Origin of the sequence: Saccharibacillus kuerlensis DSM 22868 (assembly GCF_000378145.1) — a bacterium.
GTDB lineage: Bacteria > Bacillota > Bacilli > Paenibacillales > Paenibacillaceae > Saccharibacillus > Saccharibacillus kuerlensis.
Window position 1 is genome coordinate 522780 of sequence record NZ_KB899277.1, and the last position, 19755, is coordinate 542534.

10 protein-coding genes and 2 tRNA genes are annotated in these 19755 nt (G+C 54.3%); 4 read left to right on the forward strand and 8 right to left on the reverse strand.

All coding sequences use genetic code 11. The features are described 5' to 3' along the window. Positions 1-3: 3 nt before the first annotated feature. From zapA to F456_RS0102475, 5 genes are all read right to left on the reverse strand, one after another. Positions 4-4005 (reverse strand): cell division protein ZapA, encoded by a 4002-nt coding sequence (gene zapA, locus F456_RS21615; protein WP_018975418.1) that lies wholly within the window; start codon positions 4003-4005, stop codon positions 4-6. A gap of 379 nt (positions 4006-4384) precedes the next feature. Next, positions 4385-6814, reverse strand: a complete 2430-nt coding sequence (pheT, locus tag F456_RS0102460) for a phenylalanine--tRNA ligase subunit beta (RefSeq protein ID WP_018975419.1) — start codon at positions 6812-6814, stop codon at positions 4385-4387. 85 nt (positions 6815-6899) lie between these two features. Then, positions 6900-7916, reverse strand: a complete 1017-nt coding sequence (gene pheS, locus F456_RS0102465) for a phenylalanine--tRNA ligase subunit alpha (protein ID WP_018975420.1) — start codon at positions 7914-7916, stop codon at positions 6900-6902. 582 nt (positions 7917-8498) lie between these two features. After that, a complete protein-coding gene (gene abc-f / locus F456_RS0102470) occupies positions 8499-10439 on the reverse strand; it encodes a ribosomal protection-like ABC-F family protein (protein WP_018975421.1) in 1941 nt (646 codons plus the stop codon). A gap of 425 nt (positions 10440-10864) precedes the next feature. Then, entirely contained in the window at positions 10865-11071 is a 207-nt protein-coding gene (locus F456_RS0102475; protein WP_018975422.1) for a hypothetical protein, read from the reverse strand. A 174-nt stretch (positions 11072-11245) separates the two neighbouring features. Between F456_RS0102475 and F456_RS0102480 the strand changes: the two genes are divergently transcribed. The 4 genes from F456_RS0102480 to F456_RS21625 all read left to right on the forward strand — a co-directional run bounded on the left by F456_RS0102480 (position 11246) and on the right by F456_RS21625 (position 17019). Continuing rightward, positions 11246-12244, forward strand: coding sequence for a LacI family DNA-binding transcriptional regulator (locus F456_RS0102480; RefSeq protein ID WP_018975423.1), 999 nt, complete (start codon positions 11246-11248; stop codon positions 12242-12244). A gap of 178 nt (positions 12245-12422) precedes the next feature. Further along, complete coding sequence (locus F456_RS21620; RefSeq protein WP_018975424.1) at positions 12423-13970, forward strand: glycoside hydrolase family 32 protein; 1548 nt, start codon at positions 12423-12425, stop codon at positions 13968-13970. Then, entirely contained in the window at positions 13967-14950 is a 984-nt protein-coding gene (locus F456_RS0102490; RefSeq protein WP_018975425.1) for a carbohydrate kinase family protein, read from the forward strand. The genes F456_RS21620 and F456_RS0102490 overlap by 4 nt, the downstream gene beginning before the upstream one ends. A gap of 32 nt (positions 14951-14982) precedes the next feature. After that, the gene (locus F456_RS21625) at positions 14983-17019 is read left to right on the forward strand and encodes a sucrose-specific PTS transporter subunit IIBC (RefSeq protein WP_018975426.1); all 2037 of its coding nucleotides are present in this window, start codon (positions 14983-14985) and stop codon (positions 17017-17019) included. Positions 17020-17222: 203 nt separating this feature from the next. On the opposite strand, the gene F456_RS0102500 is transcribed toward F456_RS21625, so the two are convergent. The 3 genes from F456_RS0102500 to F456_RS23410 all read right to left on the reverse strand — a co-directional run bounded on the left by F456_RS0102500 (position 17223) and on the right by F456_RS23410 (position 19652). Continuing rightward, positions 17223-17293: transfer RNA gene (locus tag F456_RS0102500), tRNA-Gly, on the reverse strand. 19 nt (positions 17294-17312) lie between these two features. Next, positions 17313-17389 (reverse strand) — tRNA-Pro (locus F456_RS0102505). A 163-nt stretch (positions 17390-17552) separates the two neighbouring features. Further along, entirely contained in the window at positions 17553-19652 is a 2100-nt protein-coding gene (locus F456_RS23410; RefSeq protein WP_018975427.1) for a putative bifunctional diguanylate cyclase/phosphodiesterase, read from the reverse strand. Between the last annotated feature and the right edge of the window lie 103 nt (positions 19653-19755).

Sequence of the window (19755 nt, forward strand, 5' to 3'; positions counted from 1 at the left end):
ACCTTAATGCCGCTGTTCCTGCTCCAACAGCTCCATCCATTCATTATATTCCTTTTGAAGCGCGGCATACTGCTCCCGAAGCTGCGAATGCTCCCGCTCGGTCGACTCGCGCTTTTCCTTTTCCATCTCGCGTTCGACATGAAGAATTCGGAGCTGGTGGGAAAGAATTTCATACTGTTCCGTCACCTGCCTCAATTCATTTTGCAGTTTTTCGCCAGCTGTGCCTTCGGTCCGCCCGGCGTTCTCGGCGGCTGCAAGGCGCTGTTCGAGTTCTGCCTTCTCTTCGGCCCGAGACTGTGCCAAGGCTTGATTTTTTTCCAGTTCTGCGTTCAGGCGGTCGCTGCGTTTCTCAAGTTCGCGGCTCGCTTCCTGTGCGCTGCGCAGTTCAACCTGCAGGCGACTGCTCTCCTCGGAAGCTCTTGCTGCACGCGCTTCCGCTTCTTCAAGCTTGCGTTCCGCAGCATTCTTCTGCTTCGTAAGCATACGCTGATGCTCATCAGCCTCTTCCAATTCGCGGCGTTGACGCGCCGTCTCGATCCGCCATGATGCTTCTCGGCCGCTGAATTCCGCAACCCGGGAAAACATTCGTTCACGTTCGGTCTGCCATTCCGCTTCGGCTTCGCGCAGGCGGCCAGCTTCGCGTTCAGCCGACTCCAGTGCTTCAGCGGATTGAATCTGCCGGTTCCGTGCATCTTCAAGTTCTTCTTCAAGACTAACAATCTGCAGTTCAAGACGAGATGCACGTTCATTCAACTCGTTTGCGGCACGGCGATCGTTCTCCAGCTGCTGCTTCAGATCGCTTTCTCTCAATTCTGCTGCCGCTTCGCGTTCACGGAAAGCCGCCAGCTCGTTTTCAAGCTTCGCATATTCACGCGCACGCTCCGACTCGCCAGCTGTCAGCGCTTCAAGCCCCTGCTCCAACTCTTCTTTCTGACTGCGCAGGCTGTGCACCTGCTCTTCCAGATCTCCCGTCAAGCGTTCTTGGCGCTCGCGCTCGTCGTTCCATTCGGCTTCGCGGCGGACATAATCGTCCAGTTCGCCGGACAACTTCGACAACCGCTCTTCCAATTCGCTCAGATGTCCGCGCAGATTATCCCGCTCGACCGATAGTTCGCCGTTATGCCGCACGGCAGAATCGTGTTCCGTTCGCGTCCGGTCCAGCTCCGTCTGCAGACTCTCTCGCAGTACGTTCAGTTCGCGCTCGCGCTCTTCGGCATCGGTAAGACGGCCGATCAGCGTATTCCGTTCGGCTTCGGACGCTTCTGCACGCGCCTGCAATCCCTGAAGCTTCGAAGAGACTTCCTGACGCTCTCTTTCCAGAGCCTCCAGAGCTTCGCGCGCCGAGTGCAGTTCGGCCTGCAGGCCGGACTGCACTTCTTCCAGACGCAGCGCTTCGCCCGTCAGGTATTCTTCGCTGACGATCAAGTCCTGTACCCGCGCTTCCAGACGGGTACGTGTCTCCTCCATCTCACGGTTCTTCGCTTCCAAATCGGCTCCAAGCGAATGTTTCTCGCTCCGAAGCGCTTCAATTTGGCGGTTGGAATCTTCCAACCGCTGCTCCAGCAACGCCTTGTCCGTATTCAAAGCAGCAGCCTGTATACGAGTCTCCTCCAATTCAGCTTCCAGCGTCTGCTTCTCGGCAGCCCATGCATCCGCGCTCTCTGTCAGCGCCGCAAGACGCAGTTCCAGCGAGGCCTCTGCTTCCGCAAGACGTGCGCTCTCCTCGAGTGCAGCCGACAGCTCGTCCGACAACGAATCGTTGTCGGCCCGCAGCGAATCGCCTTCGGCTCGTGCCGATTCCAGCCCGGCTTCCAATTCGGATTTTTCCGCATTCAGTACGGCTGCCGCTTCGCGTTCGCTCCGCAGCTCGCTCTCCATTGTTCCGTATTCGTTTTCCAGATCGGCAATACGCGACCGCAGTTGGGACGCTGCCACGTCACGCTCACGCAGCTCTTCCTGCAGTTGACGCTCACGCTCCATCAGCTCTGCCAGCTCTTCTTCCAATCGAACGGCTTCGCCGGTCAAATATTCTTCACTTCCGCTCAATTCGCGTACACGCTCTTCAAGACGGGAACGCACTTCTTCAAGTTCCGCGCTTCCCGCTTCCAGTTCGGTCAGACGAATCCGCAGACCGGCCAGCTCGTTCTCGAGTCCGGATTTCTCGTTCGACAGAGACTGAAGCTCGCCTTCCAAGCGCGATTTGTCTGCGTGTACAGCTTGCAGTTCGTCTGCGAGACGGGACTTGTCTCCATTTGCAGACTGAAGTTCGTTCTCCAGGCGTTCTTTTTCTTCACCCAGCGCAATCCATTCGCGCTCCAAAGTGTCTTTCTCTTCCGAGAGCGAATCCAGCTTCTCCTGAAGACGGCGCTGTTCGGCGTGCAATGTCTCCAACTCTTCTTCCAGACGGGTTTTCTCACTGTTCGCCGTTTCCAGCTCGCTCTCAAGCCGCGAACTGTTCCCGCTCGCCGTCTGCAGCTCGTCTTCAAGACGCACTTTATCTGCAGATACAGCTTCCAGTTCACTTGTCAGACGGGATTTGTCCGCTCCGATCGATTCCAATTCACCGCTCAGACGGGAGATTTCCTCTTGGCTTTCGGACAGCACACGGTTCAACTCGCTTCGCGAAGCTTCTGCTTCTTCAAGCAGCGATTCGAACATGCCCTTCTCTTCCTCCCAGGCCTGCTCGCGCTGCTGCCAGGACTCCAGCTTGGCTGTAAGATCGGTATTCTCCGCTGCCCGGGCAGCCTCCGCCTCTGCCAGTGCAGACGCCCGAAGATGAAGCGCTTCGCGTTCACTCTGTTCTTCCTGAACCGACAGGCGAAGCCGCTCCCGCTCTTCGCGCAGATCGCGTTCCGTTTCGCGTAAATCTGCAAGCTCTTCTTCCAATTGACTGCGACGCTCTTCCTCCGCAGACAGGCTTCCCCGCAGATCTTCCAGCAGTGTCCGCGCATTCTCGTAACGCTCGGACAGCTCATGTTCACGCTGCCGGGTCTCGTTCAGCTCGGATTCCAAGCGCGTATTTTCCTCACTCCAGATGCCTTCGCTTTCCTGCAGTTCGCTTACGCGGATCTCAAGCTTCGCCCGAATATCGGCGAGCTCCCGGCCGCTCTCCTCAAGCTCTGCGGAGCGAAGCTCCGACACGCGCAGCGACTCGCGCAGTTCGGCTTCGCGGGTCTGCAGTCCGCTCAGTTCTTCGCCAAGCTTGCGGCTCTGCTCCGCCGTTCGTTCGGCCTTCTGCTCCATTTCGGCTACTTTCGCTTCCAATACGCTTCGCAGTTCGTTCAGGCGGCTCTCTTCTTCACGCAGAAGACCAAGTTCCAGCTCCAACTCTTCCCTGCGCGACTCGCTTTCCGCCAGACTTGTACGCAGCGCCTCTCTTTCCGCATCCAATTTGCCAGCCTGCTCGCGGCTTTCGGCCAGCGCTTCCTCTCCACGGCGAAGTTCCAAACGGATTGCTTCCAGCTCGCTTGTCAGACCTTCATTCGTTTGACGCTCCGAAACCAGCTGATCGCCGGTCTTCTTCAATGTATCGCGGACTTCCCGGCCGGATTTCTCGGAGTCTGCCAGTTTCGCTTCAAGCTGCTTCTTGGTTCCATTCAGGCGTTCCAGCTCTCCGTTCGTACGTTTCAATTCTTCTCGGCGTACGGCCAGTTCTTTCTCCGCTTCGGACAATCTGGCATTTTCCGCACGCAGCTGCTCCGCCGCAGCTTCCTGAGCTTCGCTCGACCTGCGCAGTTCGGCCAGTTCGGCCTCCAACGACAAGGAACGTGCCGCCACTTCGTCTAACTGCTCCTGAAGATCCTGATTTGTTATATTTGTTTCCGCCATATTCACGGCAGCCAGAACAGCGATTCTTACCGTATCCAGACGAGGATGTCCGGTTGCGATCGCCGTCATGCGCTCGTCGACCAAACGGGCTACCCGTTTTACATAATCTTGGCTGCTTCCGAAAATTTTATAGGACGTTCCGTAGATCTCCACGCTGACTGTTTTCCGTTCAGCCATATTCGCCCGCTCCTCTCCATTGTTCTTCCTAGTATGAACTCATCTATTACTTGCCGAATGAACCCGGCTGCAGGCGTTCAGTCGCCGCTTCATTTGAATGGTTATATCGTCTCAGCTGCTCTGCTACGGTGTTCATCCGTTGAGCAGACCATGCCGGCTTCTGCGATTTCCGCTTCTTATTTCGGGCTCTCCAATCCTGCTGCTTCTATCGGGTTATGACGTCCGATCTCTCCGAAAGTTGCTCGAATATGAGTTTCGAACGACCAACACTGGACGTTACGCCCAAAAACCGCATCCCTCTTCAAGGCACCGATCCGCATGGCGGACCGGATTCCTAAAGAATTCGATGCGGTTTTGCTCATCTCCTGCCGGATTCAGCTTACTTTCTCAATTCCGCGGCAAAAGTTTGTTCCAGACGTTCTACAGCGTTCTGATGAGCCGCGGCCACTTCCTCGTCCGTAAGCGTGCGTTCTGGATGACGGTAAGTCAGCGACAGCGCTACGCTTTTCTTGCCTTCCGCAACCCGATCGCCCGTATAAACGTCGAACACGCGTACATCTTGCAGCAGTTCGCCGGCGGATTCACGCACGGCACCAATCAGAGCTCCCGCTTCAACTTCCAGATCGACCACAACGGCAATATCGCGCTGTGCGGACGGATAACGCGGCAGATCGCGGTATTCGATCTCCGGTACCGCTCTCTCGTACAGCTCGTCCAGACAAATCTCGGCCGCATAAGTGTCGTCAAGATCGTAGTCTCGCTGAAGCTGCGGATGCAGCTGCCCCATTACGCCGACGCGCTTGTCCTGCGCTCCTGTCAAATACAGCGATGCGGAGCGGCCCGGGTGGAAGCCGTCCGGTGAATCTGCACGGAATTCGGCTTCAAGTCCAAGCTCTTCCAGCACACGTTCCACAGCTCCCTTGAGATCGAAGAAATCGACTTTACGTGCAGTCGTGCCAATTGCACCGTCTGTCCGGCTGCCATTGATCAGCAGACCCAGCATAGTCAATTCAACCGGCTGCGCCGTCACTTTTTGTTCGCTGGCATGGAACACCTTGCCGATCTCGAACAAGGATAGATCGGCATTCTTGCGGTTGCCGTTGTACTGCGCCGCTTCCAGCAGGAGCGGCACGAGGCTTGTGCGCAGTACACTGCGCTCCTCGCTCATCGGCATAGCCAGCGGTACGGCATGTGTCCCGGCCGAGAATGACGTGAAACGCTCCGTGTTCTCCGGACGCGTGAACGAGTAAGTAATCGCTTCATGGAAACCGCCGTGCGTCAGCGTGCGGCGGACAGCTACACGGACTGCCTGCGATTTTGTATAGAAGCCCGGCGTGGTCGGTCCTTCAATGACCGTTGTCGGAATATTGTCGTAACCGTGAATACGCGCGGCTTCTTCGATCAAGTCGACATCGCGTGTAATATCGCCGCGGCGTGTCGGCACCTGTACGTCAAGTACGCCCTGCGCGCTGTCTGCGGATTTGAAGTTCAGACGGGCGAAGATCGCTTTAAGCTCGAGCATCGAAATGTCTGTACCCAGGTAAGCATTTAGTTTCGGCAGCGACAGAGAAATGACTTTTTCCTGAATGGCTTCGCCCTTCTGCTCGATAACGCCGTGTGCCACCGAGCCGCCCGCATGACGAGCCAGCAGCAGCGCCGCACGATCAAGTGCCGCATTGACCGCCGACGGATCGACTTCCTTCTCGAAACGCAGGCTCGCTTCGGAGCGCAGCCCGAGCTTTCTCGAGGTCTTACGTACGGAAGAACCGGAGAACTTGGCCGATTCAAGCGCAATATTGACCGTGGATTCCGTAACTTCAGTTTCCAGTCCGCCCATCACGCCGGCCAGCGCTGCCGGACGGTCGTCGCCGGTAATGAGCAGCATCGACGGATCCAGCTTGCGTTCCTGGCCATCGAGCGTCGTCAGCATTTCGCCTTCTCTAGCCGAACGTACGCCGATGCTTGCGCCAAGCTTGTCGGCATCGAATGCATGCAGCGGCTGCCCGCACTCCAGCATGACGTAGTTCGTAATATCGACGACATTGTTGGTCGGACGAATGCCTGCAGCCATTAAACGGTTCTGCATCCACTGCGGCGAAGGACCGATCTTCACGCCGGAAATGTAACGGATCGCGTAATGCGAGCAGAGTTCCTTGTCTTCAATCGAGACATTGACATGCTCCGAAGCGGAACCGCCAGCTTCGATCAGATCGATCGAAGGCAGCTTTACATCGCTGCCAAGAATGGCTGCCGTTTCGTAGGCCGCGCCGATCATGCTCAGGCAGTCGGAGCGGTTAGGCGTCAGATCGAATTCCAGTACCGCGTCGTCAAGGCCGAGCACCTGCACGATCGGCAGACCGATCTGCGTATTTTCCGGCAGCACGAGAATGCCTTCCTGCTGGTCTTTCGGCAGCAGCTTGTCGTTCATACCGAGTTCGCTCGCGGAGCAGATCATACCCTGCGATGCCACACCGCGCAGCTTGGCTTTCTTAATCTTGAAGTCCCCCGGGAGAACGGCTCCCACAATAGCGACCGGTACCTTCTGGCCCGCGTCGACGTTCTTCGCTCCGCATACGATCTGCAGATCTTCACCGGATCCCACATCGACTGTGCAGACGTTCAGCTTGTCGGCATCGGGATGCTTTTCCTTATGTTTGACATAGCCGACGACTACGCCTTGTACTCCTTGATTGCGATGCTCGATTTCGTCGATTTCAATGCCTGCGCGAGTAATTTTTTCCGCAAGTTCTTCGGGCGTTACGCCTTCAAAGTTTACGTATTCGGATAGCCACTGCGTAGATACTTTCACTGTCCGCTCACTTCCTTATTCGTTATGGATGATGGATCAATTTTAAGCTGTCAAAAATTTATATTCGTTTCGCTTATTAGTTCCTCTATTGATGCGCGAACTGTTCCAGGAACCGTTCGTCGTTATTGTAGAAATGACGGATATCGTCGACGCCGTATTTCAGCATCGCGATGCGCTCTACGCCGATACCGAATGCGAAGCCGCTGTACTGTTCCGGATCATAACCGCTCATTTCCAGTACGCGAGGATGCACCATCCCGCAGCCCAGCACTTCCAGCCAGCCGGCTTCGGTCGCGCCTTTCTTCTTATAAGTGACGTCCACTTCGGCACTAGGCTCGGTGAACGGGAAGAAGCTTGGACGCATCCGAATTTCCGTTTCGCTGCCGAACAGCTCGCGCATGAAATGCTGCAGAGTGCCCTTAAGGTCGCTCATACGGATATTTTTGCCGATGACAAGCCCTTCGATCTGGTTGAACTGGAAGGAGTGGGTCGCATCGTCGTCGTCGCGGCGGTATACTTTGCCCGGGCAGATGACTTTGACCGGCACTTCGCCGTTCATCGATTCCATCGTCCGGACCTGTACAGGCGATGTCTGTGTACGCATCAGCAGATCTTCCGTAATATAGAAGGAATCCTGCATGTCGCGCGCCGGATGGTCCTTCGGCAGGTTCAGCGCTTCGAAGTTGTGGTAGTCAGTCTCGACTTCCGGGCCTTCCGCAATCTGGTAGCCCATACCGATAAAGATCTGCTCGATCTCCTCGATAACACGCGTCAGCGGGTGCACAGCACCTCGCGGCAGCTTGCGTCCTGGCAGCGTCACGTCGATTGTCTCAGAAGCCAGACGACGTTCCGTCTCTTCGCGCTCGAACCGTTCGCTAAGTTCGGTAACAGCAGCGTCGATCGCATCGCGTACTTCGTTCGCCAACTGTCCGATCACCGGACGTTCTTCGGCCGACAATCCGCCCATTCCGCGCAGAATTTCAGTCAGCTTGCCCTTTTTGCCCTGGTATTTGACACGCAGCTCGTCGAGATGCTTTGCGTCCGTTACGCTCTGAAGTTCTTCGAGCGCTTCGACTTTCAATTGTTCCAAACGTTCTCTCATCGTCCGCAGACTCCTTTCCCGCCGGGGAAGTATTATAGGCGCCGCAGCTTCGCACGACATTGGCATCGCATCGAAGACAACCCGCGCAATAACTCCGTAAAACAAAAAGATCTTCCCGCCCCAAGGGACGAAAAGATCGCGTTACCACCCTAATTCAGAAGCCTTCCTCCGGTCATGCGACAGGGAAACAGCGCGGCCGCAGCGGCCGGACTTCTCTCAGAGACGAAGATAACGGATCGTCAACCCGGCTTTCCTAGTGCGGGAATTCCCGGTTCAGAAAGCGGCTCCGGAGCGAACTTCGGCGTCGGCGTGATCGTGGGAATGCTCTCAATCCATGGCATTCTCTCCCTGTACGGCGTCGGCGCTTACTCTTCTCCATCATCGCGAAAGTCATATGATAGATACAATAGAAGATGCCCATCTATTCTACTAAAAAGCAATAGGCGGCGTCAATCTCAAATCCCACCTAACGATTCCCCCTACTCCCTCCTACCCCAGTCGCCTGCCGATCCAGTCCTAAACCTGAAGAAAAGCTGCAGCGATTTTGCGGAGAAATGTGCCGCTAATCACGAGCATATCGGATCAAGATCCGGGATGCTTCAGTTCCGCCAGTTCCCTTTTCACCTCGCGGATCTCGTCCATAACTTCAGCGGAGAACGTGCCGGGCCAGGCAGCGTTCTCTTTTTTCTTATGCCCTGCCTTATCGGCATCATTTTCCTTTTTGTCGTGACTACCCGAAATACTGCCGCTTTCTCCTTCTCCCCGCATTAACTCCGAAAGTTTCAGCTCCAGCATCAGCCGCCGCTCGTTCTCTTCGCGTCCGCCCGGATGTTCTTCCCGCAGCCGCCGGCTTTCTTCCCGCTCGGCCAATGTACCTTCAAACAGCTCAAAACCGCCCTCTCCATCCAGTTCCGCGATTCGATTGGCCGCTTTACGAACCAGCATCCGGTCGTGCGACACCAGCAGCAGCGCACCCTGATATCGCATCAACGCATTTTCCATCACCTCGCGTGTGTCGATATCGAGGTGATTGTTCGGTTCGTCGAGCACCAGCAGATTGGCTCCACCAAAATACAATCGGATAAATGCCGCACGGCATTTTTCGCCCATGCTGAGATCGCTGATTTTCTTAAATACATCTTCGCGGGAAAACAGGAAGCATCCCAGCAGCGTCCTGGCCTCTGTCTGCGTCATGTTTGGGAGTTCCAGCAGACTGTCCAGCAGACTCTGCTCCAGCGGCAGCCCTTCCAATTCCTGCGAAAAGTATCCGATCTTCACGCCGGAATGCAGCTTGACCTTGCCGGAAGACGGTGCAAGTTTCTCCGTGGCCAGCCGCAGCAGCGTCGTCTTGCCGCTTCCGTTCGGTCCTCGCACCGCCAGCCGGTCTCCGCGATCCAACTGAAAATGAGCATCCTTCACAATAACGCAAGGTCCATAGGCAAAATGCACATGCTCAAATCGCAGCAGCGTACGCGCCTCGAAGCCTTCGTCTTCCAAGCTCATTTTGAGCTGCGGCGCTTGGCGCACACTGCCGACGCTTTCGGCATCCAGTCGTTCCAACTGCTTCTGCTTGGCGTGGTAACGGGAAATGTTCTTTTTCGCTTTGGCTTTGTAGTAGCTCTGCGTAATCTTGACCTCGCTTTGGTGGGTAGCGGCATTATGTGCCTGCTTGAACCACTGCTGGTAATTGCGGATCGACTCCTCCAGCGCTTTTCTCTGCTGCTCCTGCTTCTTGTGCAGTGCCTCGTGCTCCCGCAGTTCGCGCTCCTTATGCCCTTTATAATCGGTGTAACCGCCGCGGTATTTCTGGATTCCGTCCGGGTTCAGCTCGCAGACTGCCGTCGCTACCTCATCGATAAACTGCCGGTCGTGCGAAACGAACAGCAGCGTACCGGCATAAGCTTTGAGCTGCTCTTCAAGCCAATGCAGACTCTCTTCGTCCAGATGATTGGTCGGCTCGTCGAGAATGAGCAGTTTCGACGATCTGGCCAGCAGCGCCGCCAGTCGCACTCTTGTTTTCTGCCCTCCGCTCAGCGAAGCGTAAGGCAGGTTCCATGTTTCCTGCGGCAGACCGATGCGCTGAAGCTGCTTCTCGACTTCATTTTCCCAATCGAATCCGCCCAGCGCTTCATAGGCTTCCAATGCCGGACCGTAGGCTTCCAGCGCCTGCTGTGCCTCACTGCCGGTTCCACTCATCTCCCGCGTCAGAGCATCAAGCCTTTGCTTCAGCGCATACAGCTCCCCATTCTCCCGATAAGCCCGTTCCAGCGCGGTCACTTCTGCAGGAATCTCCTCGTGCTGCTTCATCATGCCCCATTCTTCAAGCGGCAGCAGCCGTTCTACACTTCCTCCTGTCGACTCTTCCATGCCGGCCAAGATGCGCAGCAGCGTCGTCTTCCCGCAGCCATTGCGTCCGAACAGAGCCAACCGCTCGCCTTCCGTCACTTCCATGTTCACCTTTTCAAAAAGCGTTCGGCCGTTCCAGTCCTTCTCTAAATCTCTGGCGATCATCCATGTACGCATAAAAAACCATCCTCTCTCCAAATAAAAAAGTCCGCAGAGCGGAAAATGCCGCTGCGGACTTAGGAGAATAAAGGATTGAGCAGAAACCTGCGTATTTCACGGGAGGATAGGCGCGCCGCCGGAAGGATTCCGAAAAAAACGGTACGCAAAAAGAGGCACACACTCCCGATGGAAGACGCACGTATCCCTCTCTCACTCCTGCCGCAGTCGAACGTTTCGCCGCTCGTCTGTCATGTTCCGCTTTTTTTGCATATTCGAATAAACGGTCGGTTGACCGAATGGTGCAAAAAAGCGGGTATGCCGAGTTAGATGAGGTCATGCGTTTTATACTTCATCGTATAGTGGTTACCTCTCAAATTCTACAGATTGTGTAAACACCGCCAGTATAACGAAATTTGAAAGCGGTGACAACCTCTTTTAACCGATCAGCCGAAAATGAATCCCCAAACCGCATGCAGTCCCGTCCCGGCCATCAAGATTACGCCTGCGATAAAAGCCAAATAAACGAGCAGTCCGATGCCTGCGATCAGCGCGATTCCGATCCGGATTCCGCCGCCGATTCGCTTTTCGATGCGATTTTCGATTTGCTTTTCAATTCGGGCTTCCCTTTTCCCGTGCATGCGGTTTTCCATAATCGACCACTCTCCGTTCCTCAATTGGGCCTGTTATCTTGGATTCTTGCTCAGATAAAAAGCTCTTCCTTCCTTTTATCGGCATTTCGATACGTTTTCGATACCCCGCATCTGCAAACAATGTGTGAACGTGGTAAAATCGGCATAGCAAAACGTAAGGAGAAATCAGCTGACATGAATAAGACCATATCGGATATTGCACAAATGGCAGGCGTTGCCAAAAGCACGGTGTCCCGCTACCTAAACGGCGGCTCCGTCAGTGCCAAAACAAAGCAAAAACTTGAACGTATCACCCGGGAATCCGGTTATGTGCCCAACACGTTCGCTCAAAGCCTCAAAGCCAAACGGACAAATCTGATCGGAACCATCGTTCCGCGGCTCGACTCGTTCGCAGCTGCGCAGACGATGACCGGCATTGATGAAGAACTGCGGACATCCGGCGGCAGAATGCTCGTGTACAATGCTGGACAGGATCGTCAGCGGGAGATTGAAGCAATGATCGATCTTGCCCGGCAAAAAGTGGCTGGAATCATCCTTATGGCTACTGAAGTTACGGAGCAGCATCTGCGGACAGCAGAAGCAGTAGGCATTCCCGTTCTCCTCGTCGGCCAGGGCCATCGGGAACTGCATAGTCTTGTCTATGACGATCACCGGGCCGGGCTGCTTATGGGGCGTCATGTGCTGGAAATGGGGCATCGCCGTATCGCTTATCTGGGCGTTACCGAAGAAGACGAAGCGGTCGGCCTGCATCGTAAAGAAGGCTTCCGTCAGGCAGCAGCGGAGTATCCGAACTGCGAAGTTCGTTATTTCGAGAGCAGCTTCAAGATTTCCGATGCCCGGCTGGCAGCAGAACAGATTCTGGATCACTATTCGCCTACGCTTATCGTATGCGCTACCGATAATATCGCGCTAGGCGTCGTAAAAACGGCTCATATACGCGGCCTTTCGATCCCATCGGATCTGTCGGTTACCGGCTTCGGTGGCTATGAAGTAACCGAAATTATCCATCCGGCGCTGACTACCGTACGTTTTCCGTATTTTGAAGCAGGCAGGCTAGCGGCACAAAGCATTTTGAAGCTGACTGCGGGCCAAGAAGTTGAACATTCCAGAGTACTAGACGTTGAGTTCCATTCTCAAGAAAGCGTTGACAATTTGAACAAGCCTTCGGTATAATGCAATCGGAACCGGTTCCAGTTTTGTTCGGACAATCGTCCGCTTCTTGGAACCGACTTCGTAGATTGACAGAAGGCTTATTTTTTTATTTACAAACGGAACCGGTTCCTTTTTTCATTTCGATCCATTTCATTTCGAAACGGAACCGGTTCTGAAAAACCGGAGGATGCCTGCTCATATGAAAATGACACGCGAACAAAAATACCGGCTGCTCCGGCAGGCGGAACCGGGCGAGCTGATGCACTTGGCCGAAAAAGTCGATCTCTGCGATTGGCGGCAGAGCTATCATATTCAGCCGCATACCGGTCTGCTCAACGACCCTAATGGATTCGCCTATTTCAACGGCGAATATCATCTCTTCTATCAGTGGTTCCCGCTCGGAACGGACCATGGCATGAAATATTGGTATCATGTCGTCTCCTCCGACCTGGCGCACTGGAAAGATGCCGGAATCGGACTGGAGCCCGGCGACTCCTACGATTCGCACGGAGCCTATTCCGGCAGCGCTATCGTCAAGGACGATCGCCTGCATCTGATGTATACAGGTAACACTCGGGACAGCGACTGGATTCGCCATCCGTATCAGTGTCTTGCGATCATGGACAAGGATGGCACGATCACGAAGCACGAACAAGCGGTGATTACGGATATCCCTGCAGGTTATACCGATCATTTCCGCGATCCCAAGGTCTGGCAGGATGGCGATTCCTATCTGTCCGTCATCGGCGCCCAGCGCAGCGACCTGACAGGAGCCGCTGTTCTGTATCGTTCAAACGACTTGATAAACTGGACGTTTGAAGGAGAGCTTAAGACTTCTCTCCCTTCCTTCGGCTATATGTGGGAATGTCCGGATTATTTCGAATTGGACGGCACAGGCGTACTGCTGCTCTGTCCGCAGGGGCTGGAGCCGGAAGGCGATCGCTTCCGCAATATTTATCAATCGGGGTATCTGCTTGGCTCTCCACTGAATACAGCGACCCGCGAATTCAACCACGGCGAATTTATCGAATTGGACCGGGGCTTTGACTTCTATGCACCGCAGACGACGGAAGGACCGGACGGAACTAGGCTGCTCGTTGGATGGATGGGGCTGCCCGATCTAGAATATCCGACGGACGACAATGGCTGGGCACACTGCCTGACGCTGCCACGAGAACTCTCTATCCGGAACGGACGATTGATTCAGCGTCCTGCTGCGGGACTGGCAGGTCTGCGGGGCGAGGAACGTTCCTTCTCCACTCTATTGAACGACGAAACCCGCCGCTTCGAAGGAGCCGAAGGTTCTTCTTACGAATTGAGCTTCACCATTGAGCAGTTCGACAGCAGCGGCACATTCGGCATCGAATTCCGTACAAGCGAATCCGAACGAACAGTGCTCTCCTACGAGGCCGGCAGCGGCACGGTCACACTTGACCGATCAAATTCGGGTGCTCCGGCAAGTCCGGCATACGGCACGACCCGCAGCTGTACCCTGGAGAATGAGACGGACAGAAAGTCACTCGAATTCCGTTTGTTTGTGGATGTTTCCTCCGTGGAAATTTTCGTCGGCGACGGCGAAGAAGTATTCACCGCCCGCATTTTCCCAGATCCGTCAAGCACGGGGATTTCGTTCTTCGCGAACGGTGGAAGCGCAGCATTTGAAGCTTCATTCTGGCCATATCATAAAGGCGCAATTCCTCAAGAACGTCCGGCCGACATTTATAATAACGGGAAGGTGAAACCATGAGCCGTCTCTACGCGATTGGCGAAGTACTGATCGATTTTATTCCTTTGCAAAAAGGCTGTGCGCTCAAAGATGTAACAGCTTTTGAACGAGCACCAGGCGGAGCACCCGCGAACGTAGCGGCTGCTGTCGCCAAATACGGAGCTCCATCCTCCCTGCTGACCAAGCTGGGCAGCGACGCCTTCGGCGACTTCTTGTTGGAGGAGCTGCAAAATGCCGGCGTGGATACGCAGCATGTGCTTCGGACAAGCGAAGCCAATACCGGTTTGGCCTTCGTCTCCCTTAAGGAGAACGGCGAACGGGATTTCTCCTTCTACCGCAATCCGTCGGCAGATCTGCTGCTGTCGGAAACCGAGATTGACGGAAACCTGTTCGAAGCCGGAGACATTCTGCACTTCGGTTCGGTCGATCTTGTCGACAGCCCGATGAAACAGGCGCACCGCAAAGCAATTCATGCGGTCAAGGCAGCGGGCGGACTTGTGAGCTTCGATCCTAACGTGCGTCTGCCTCTGTGGAGCGATGCCGAAAGCTGCCGCCGGGCGATTCTGGAATTCCTGCCTAAAGCGCACTTAATCAAAATTTCCGACGAAGAGCTGGAGTTCATTACGGGCATCTCGGATATCGAAACGGCGATCTCTTCTCTGTTCCGGGGCGATGTACAAGCCGTCGTCTACACACGCGGCAGCGAAGGAGCAGAACTATATACCAAGAATGGACGCTACACCGCTCCAGGCTTCAAAGTACAGGCTCAAGACACAACCGGTGCAGGCGACGCTTTTGTAGGCGGGTTTCTGTTCCATCTGCTGAAGCGGGAAGCCGCTCCGGATCGACTCACAGATATACTCGACAACTATCATGAAGAAATTTTGCACTTTGCCAATGCAAGCGGAGCGCTCACCACGACAAATAAAGGAGCCATTTCCGCTCTGCCTGATACAGCGGCGATCGAAGCCCTCATGAAATCTCAACAACTGACATCCTGAATGATAGCCCACTCCCGAAAGGAATGAACGACATGTCCGAAAATCGCGACATCGCACGTGAGGTCGTCGAAGCCATCGGCGGCAAAGAAAATATCGCCTCGTTCGCGCACTGCGCAACCCGGCTTCGCATCATGGTACACGACCAAGAGAAGATCGATCAGAACCGTATTGAAAATACGGATAAAGTCAAAGGCGCTTTTTTCAATTCCGGCCAGTATCAGATCATTTTCGGCACCGGCACGGTCAATCGCATTTTTGAAGAAGTAGAAAAGCTCGGTATCGAAAGCACTTCCCAAGAAGATATCAAGAGTCAGGGCAAAAAGCAGGGTAATGCTTTCCAGCGCGCTGTTCGCACATTTGGCGACGTTTTCGTCCCAATTATTCCGGTCCTGGTCGCTACTGGCCTGTTTATGGGTCTGCGCGGTCTGCTGACGCAGGATCAAGTCTTGGCCTGGTTCGGCGCGACATCAGATAGCATTTCGCCTAACTTCCTGCTGTTCACGCAGGTTCTGACCGACACAGCCTTCGCGTTCCTGCCGGCGCTCATTGCCTGGTCTGCGTTCCGCGTGTTCGGGGGCAGTCCCATCCTCGGTATCGTTCTCGGTCTTATGCTGGTCAATCCGGCGCTGCCGAACGCTTACGCTGTCGCTGACGGCAGCGCCGAAGCCTTGACGATGTTTGGATTTATTCCGGTGGTCGGCTATCAAGGTTCGGTGCTGCCCGCCTTCTTCGTCGGCCTGCTCGGCGCCAAGTTCGAGAAATTTTTGCGCAAAAGAGTACCCGAAGCGCTTGATCTGATCCTGACACCGTTTATCACGCTGCTCGTCATGATTACGTTGGGACTATTCGTGATCGGACCTGTGTTCCATTCGCTGGAGAACGTCGTTCTGCACGGAACAACATTCCTGCTCGATCTGCCTTTCGGCATTGCAGGCCTGTTGATCGGATTCTTCCATCAGATCGTCGTAGTAACAGGCGTACATCACATCTTCAATTTCCTGGAGATTCAGCTGCTGGAACGGACCGGCTCCAATCCGTTCAACGCCATCATTACCTGCGCAATGGCGGCGCAGGGCGCAGCCTGCCTGGCTGTCGGCCTGAAGACCAAGAACAACAAGCTGAAGGCACTCGCGCTGCCTTCGTCGCTGTCCGCTTTCCTCGGCATCAGCGAACCGGCCATCTTCGGCGTCAACCTGCGTTACATGAAACCGTTCATTATGGGTCTGATCGGCGGCGGAGTCGGCGGCTTCCTGGCCTCCCTGCTGCACCTTGCAGGTACTGGCATGGCCGTAACCGTTATTCCGGGTACGCTGCTGTACCTGAACAATCAGCTCCCGCTGTACATTCTGTGCAACGTGGTCGGTGCGGCAGTCGCATTCGCTCTGACTTGGCTGTTCGGCTACAAGGATGACCAGAACCTTGTAGAGAATACGTCGACAGCTGGCAGTGCCCAAGGCAGCGAATCGTCTACAAGCAGTACACAGAAGGCTGCAGTTACGGCAGCTTCCGTATCGACTTCTGCTGCAGCTTCGAATGCAGCCCCAGCTGCTTCGGATTATGCAGCGGCGGAAACAGTCGTTGAATCTCCAAGCACTCTGCTGGAAGTTCGGTCGCCAATTACCGGCACTGCCCTTCCATTGTCGGAAGTGCCGGATCCGGCGTTCTCCGAAGGCCATATGGGACGCGGCATCGCCGTCGACCCTGCGGAAGGCCGTGTACTCGCGCCGTTCGACTGCACCGTGGCTCACGTAATGGACAAGAGTAAGCACGCCGTTATTCTCGAGCACGACAACGGCACCCAGCTTCTGATCCATGTCGGCATCAATACCGTCTCTCTCAAAGGACAAGGCTTTACCGCCCATGTAAAGAGCGGAGAACGTGTCACAGCCGGACAGCTTCTGCTGGAGTTTGATCTGAATGTAATCCGTGCAGCAGGTCTCTCGGCTGTCACGCCAATCCTGGTGCCGGACGGCATCGACAGCGTGCTGGACGTACAGCCTCAGACGCAGGGGCCTGTCACTGCAGGCGAGCAGACGGTTCTCGGAGTTCGCTCTTCCAACGCATTGTAATCCAGACCTGCAGAATAAGCTTTCGATTACAGGATAGAAACAAATGCAAAATAAGCATAAGCAAAAACCCGCCGGAATTTTCGGCGGGTTTTCTGTTAGGCATAAGTTATAGATAAGTTATGGTTATGGTTGCAGTTAAAGCGGAAGTTAAAGATTCAAGAAAATTACACAAAAAAAGAAGCCCCTCAGGGCTTCTTCATGAAAGCGGGTGATGGGAATCGAACCCACGCTACCAGCTTGGAAGGCTGGAGTTCTACCATTGAACTACACCCGCATATGTAGATAAAATAAAATGGTCGGGATGACACGATTTGAACATGCGACCCCCTGCTCCCAAAGCAGGTGCTCTACCAAGCTGAGCTACATCCCGACATTAGCTATTGCCTTTTGGCTGCTGCGTCCTCTTGAGGACAAGAAATAATATACCATGCCCTGAACTTAATTGCAAGCTTTATTTTAAAAAAAGTATTTTACCGAATAAAAACGGCAAAATACTTTTACATATACAGCAATGTTTATAGCTTGCCAAGAGTCTACCCTAACTGCTTCTGCCTCAAAAACAACTGTTCGAAAAGCTTTGCCGGTACCGGACGGCTGAACAGAAACCCCTGCGCTTCATGACAGTTTTGAAGGCGAAGAAACTCGAGCTGCTCTTTGTTCTCTACCCCTTCGGCCGTAACCTTCAGCTTCAGATGATGTGCCATCGAAGCAATGGTCGACACGATCGCCGCATCGCTCTCGCCGCTCATCACTTCGCTAACGAACGAACGGTCGATTTTCAGACGATCAATCGGCATGTTTTTCAAATAATGCAGCGAGCTGTATCCTGTTCCGAAATCGTCGATGCTGATATGCAGGCCCAGCTGTTTGAAGCGTTTCAACTGTTCAAAGGCCGCATTCTTATCCTCGGTCATACTCTCGGTAATCTCCAGTTCCACATATTGCGGATCAAGACCAATCCATTTGAGCATACGTTCAATTTGGTCGGCCAGCCCCGGCTGGCGGAACTGCCGAATCGACAGGTTAACCGATACACAGAGCGATTGGTAACCTTGATTCTGCCATTCTTTGTTCTGCCTGCAGGCTTCTTGAAGGACCCATTCGCCCAGAGGTACAATAAGGCCGCTTTCTTCCGCCAACGGAATAAAATCATTAGGCGGAACAACGCCTCGCTGCGGATGGTTCCAGCGGACAAGAGCTTCCATGCCCAAGATGTGGCCGTGCTCCACTGACATTTTCGGCTGATATTCTAGGTAAAATTCTTTCCGCTCCAATCCTTTGCGCAGATCGCTTTCCAGCAGAAGTTTCTCGCGAGCTGCTGTCGTTATTCCTTCGCAGAAACATTTGATTTCGGTTCCCTGCTCTTTGGCCAGATGTACGGCCGCATCCGCACTCTGCAGCAGAGCGTCCGCTGCATGTCCGTCTTCGGGATAAACAGCAATTCCGACCGACAGGGCTACGTAGTATTCTATTCCGCCTACGTTGACCGGGCATTCGAATTGGTTCAGCAGAGCGCGGGCACGCCGCATCGTCTCTTCACGTCCGCTCAGCGGCAGCACAACAGCAAATTCGTCCCCTCCGGTACGAAACACTTCCTCCGGCCCCTCTATATGATGCCCCAGCATTTCCGAAACGATACCGAGCAGCCGATCGCCGGCTTCGTATCCCAGCGAATCGTTGATCGTCTTAAAACGGTTAATGTTCAGAACCATAATCGACGTTTGGCTGCTGCTTGACTCTGCCAAATGGGAGTTCAAACGAATATGCAGGCTGCGGCGGTTGGGCAGACCGGTCAAATCGTCGTTATAAGCGAGAAACTCGATTCGTTCCTCCGCTTCGCGTCTTTCCCGCAGCGGCTCTGAGATCGATAGTCGGATTCCCTGACTCACAAAAATGCTGTAAGCCAGCGCATGCAGTGCCGAAACGACTAGCAGAGGACCATTCGAGGAATCTCCGGTCTGAAGCAGCAAAATCTGACTCACCCCAAAAATGCTCAAGGACTGTACCGCAATCCAGAGCACTTTAACCCTTTTTTTACGATAACATATGTATAATCTTCCCGCTGCGATTAAAACTGCGGCAAGCGCTAAAACAGCCAGCGTCAGATCGATAGTCTCGGTTCTGCCAGGCTTCAATTGATCGCGAGCCAAAAACAATAGACCCGCTGCGGCGGCAGTCAAAAGCGGCAGTCCGAAATATAACAGGCGTACCGGAAGGCGGCTCGGTCGGTCAGGCAGAGCGAACAGCAGCAGCAGACCTGTCGCATATATGAGCGCAGACAGTGACAACAGCCATTCGCTATCCGCTCGGCCCAATTCCGGAGCTGATGTAAACAGGGGATACAGCTTAGTCCATACGTAGAAAATCTCGACCGATCCTACGGCCCCCATCAATCTGACCATACGCTTGCTGTAGCTGCCGATTTTGTGCTCAAACAGCGGAGTCACATGAAAATAGACCGTTAGACAAGCTGTAACGGAGAAGCAGGCGGTCAGCAGCATTAAAGCGTAAGGCCACGGACGATCGGCACCTGCGGTATTAATCATATATTCGATTGCTTGGCATACAAGCCAAAGGGCACAGACGGAAAAGATACAAAAGGTCAATTGGCGAATCGCCGAAGTCGTTTTCATTCATTCACTTCCGTCCTGCTGGGATGTCGTCTGGTCAAATTTGTATCGTCTTCGTTGTTAAATTCTACTCTTCCCGGCCAACTCCTGCCCGTTCTACAGCTAA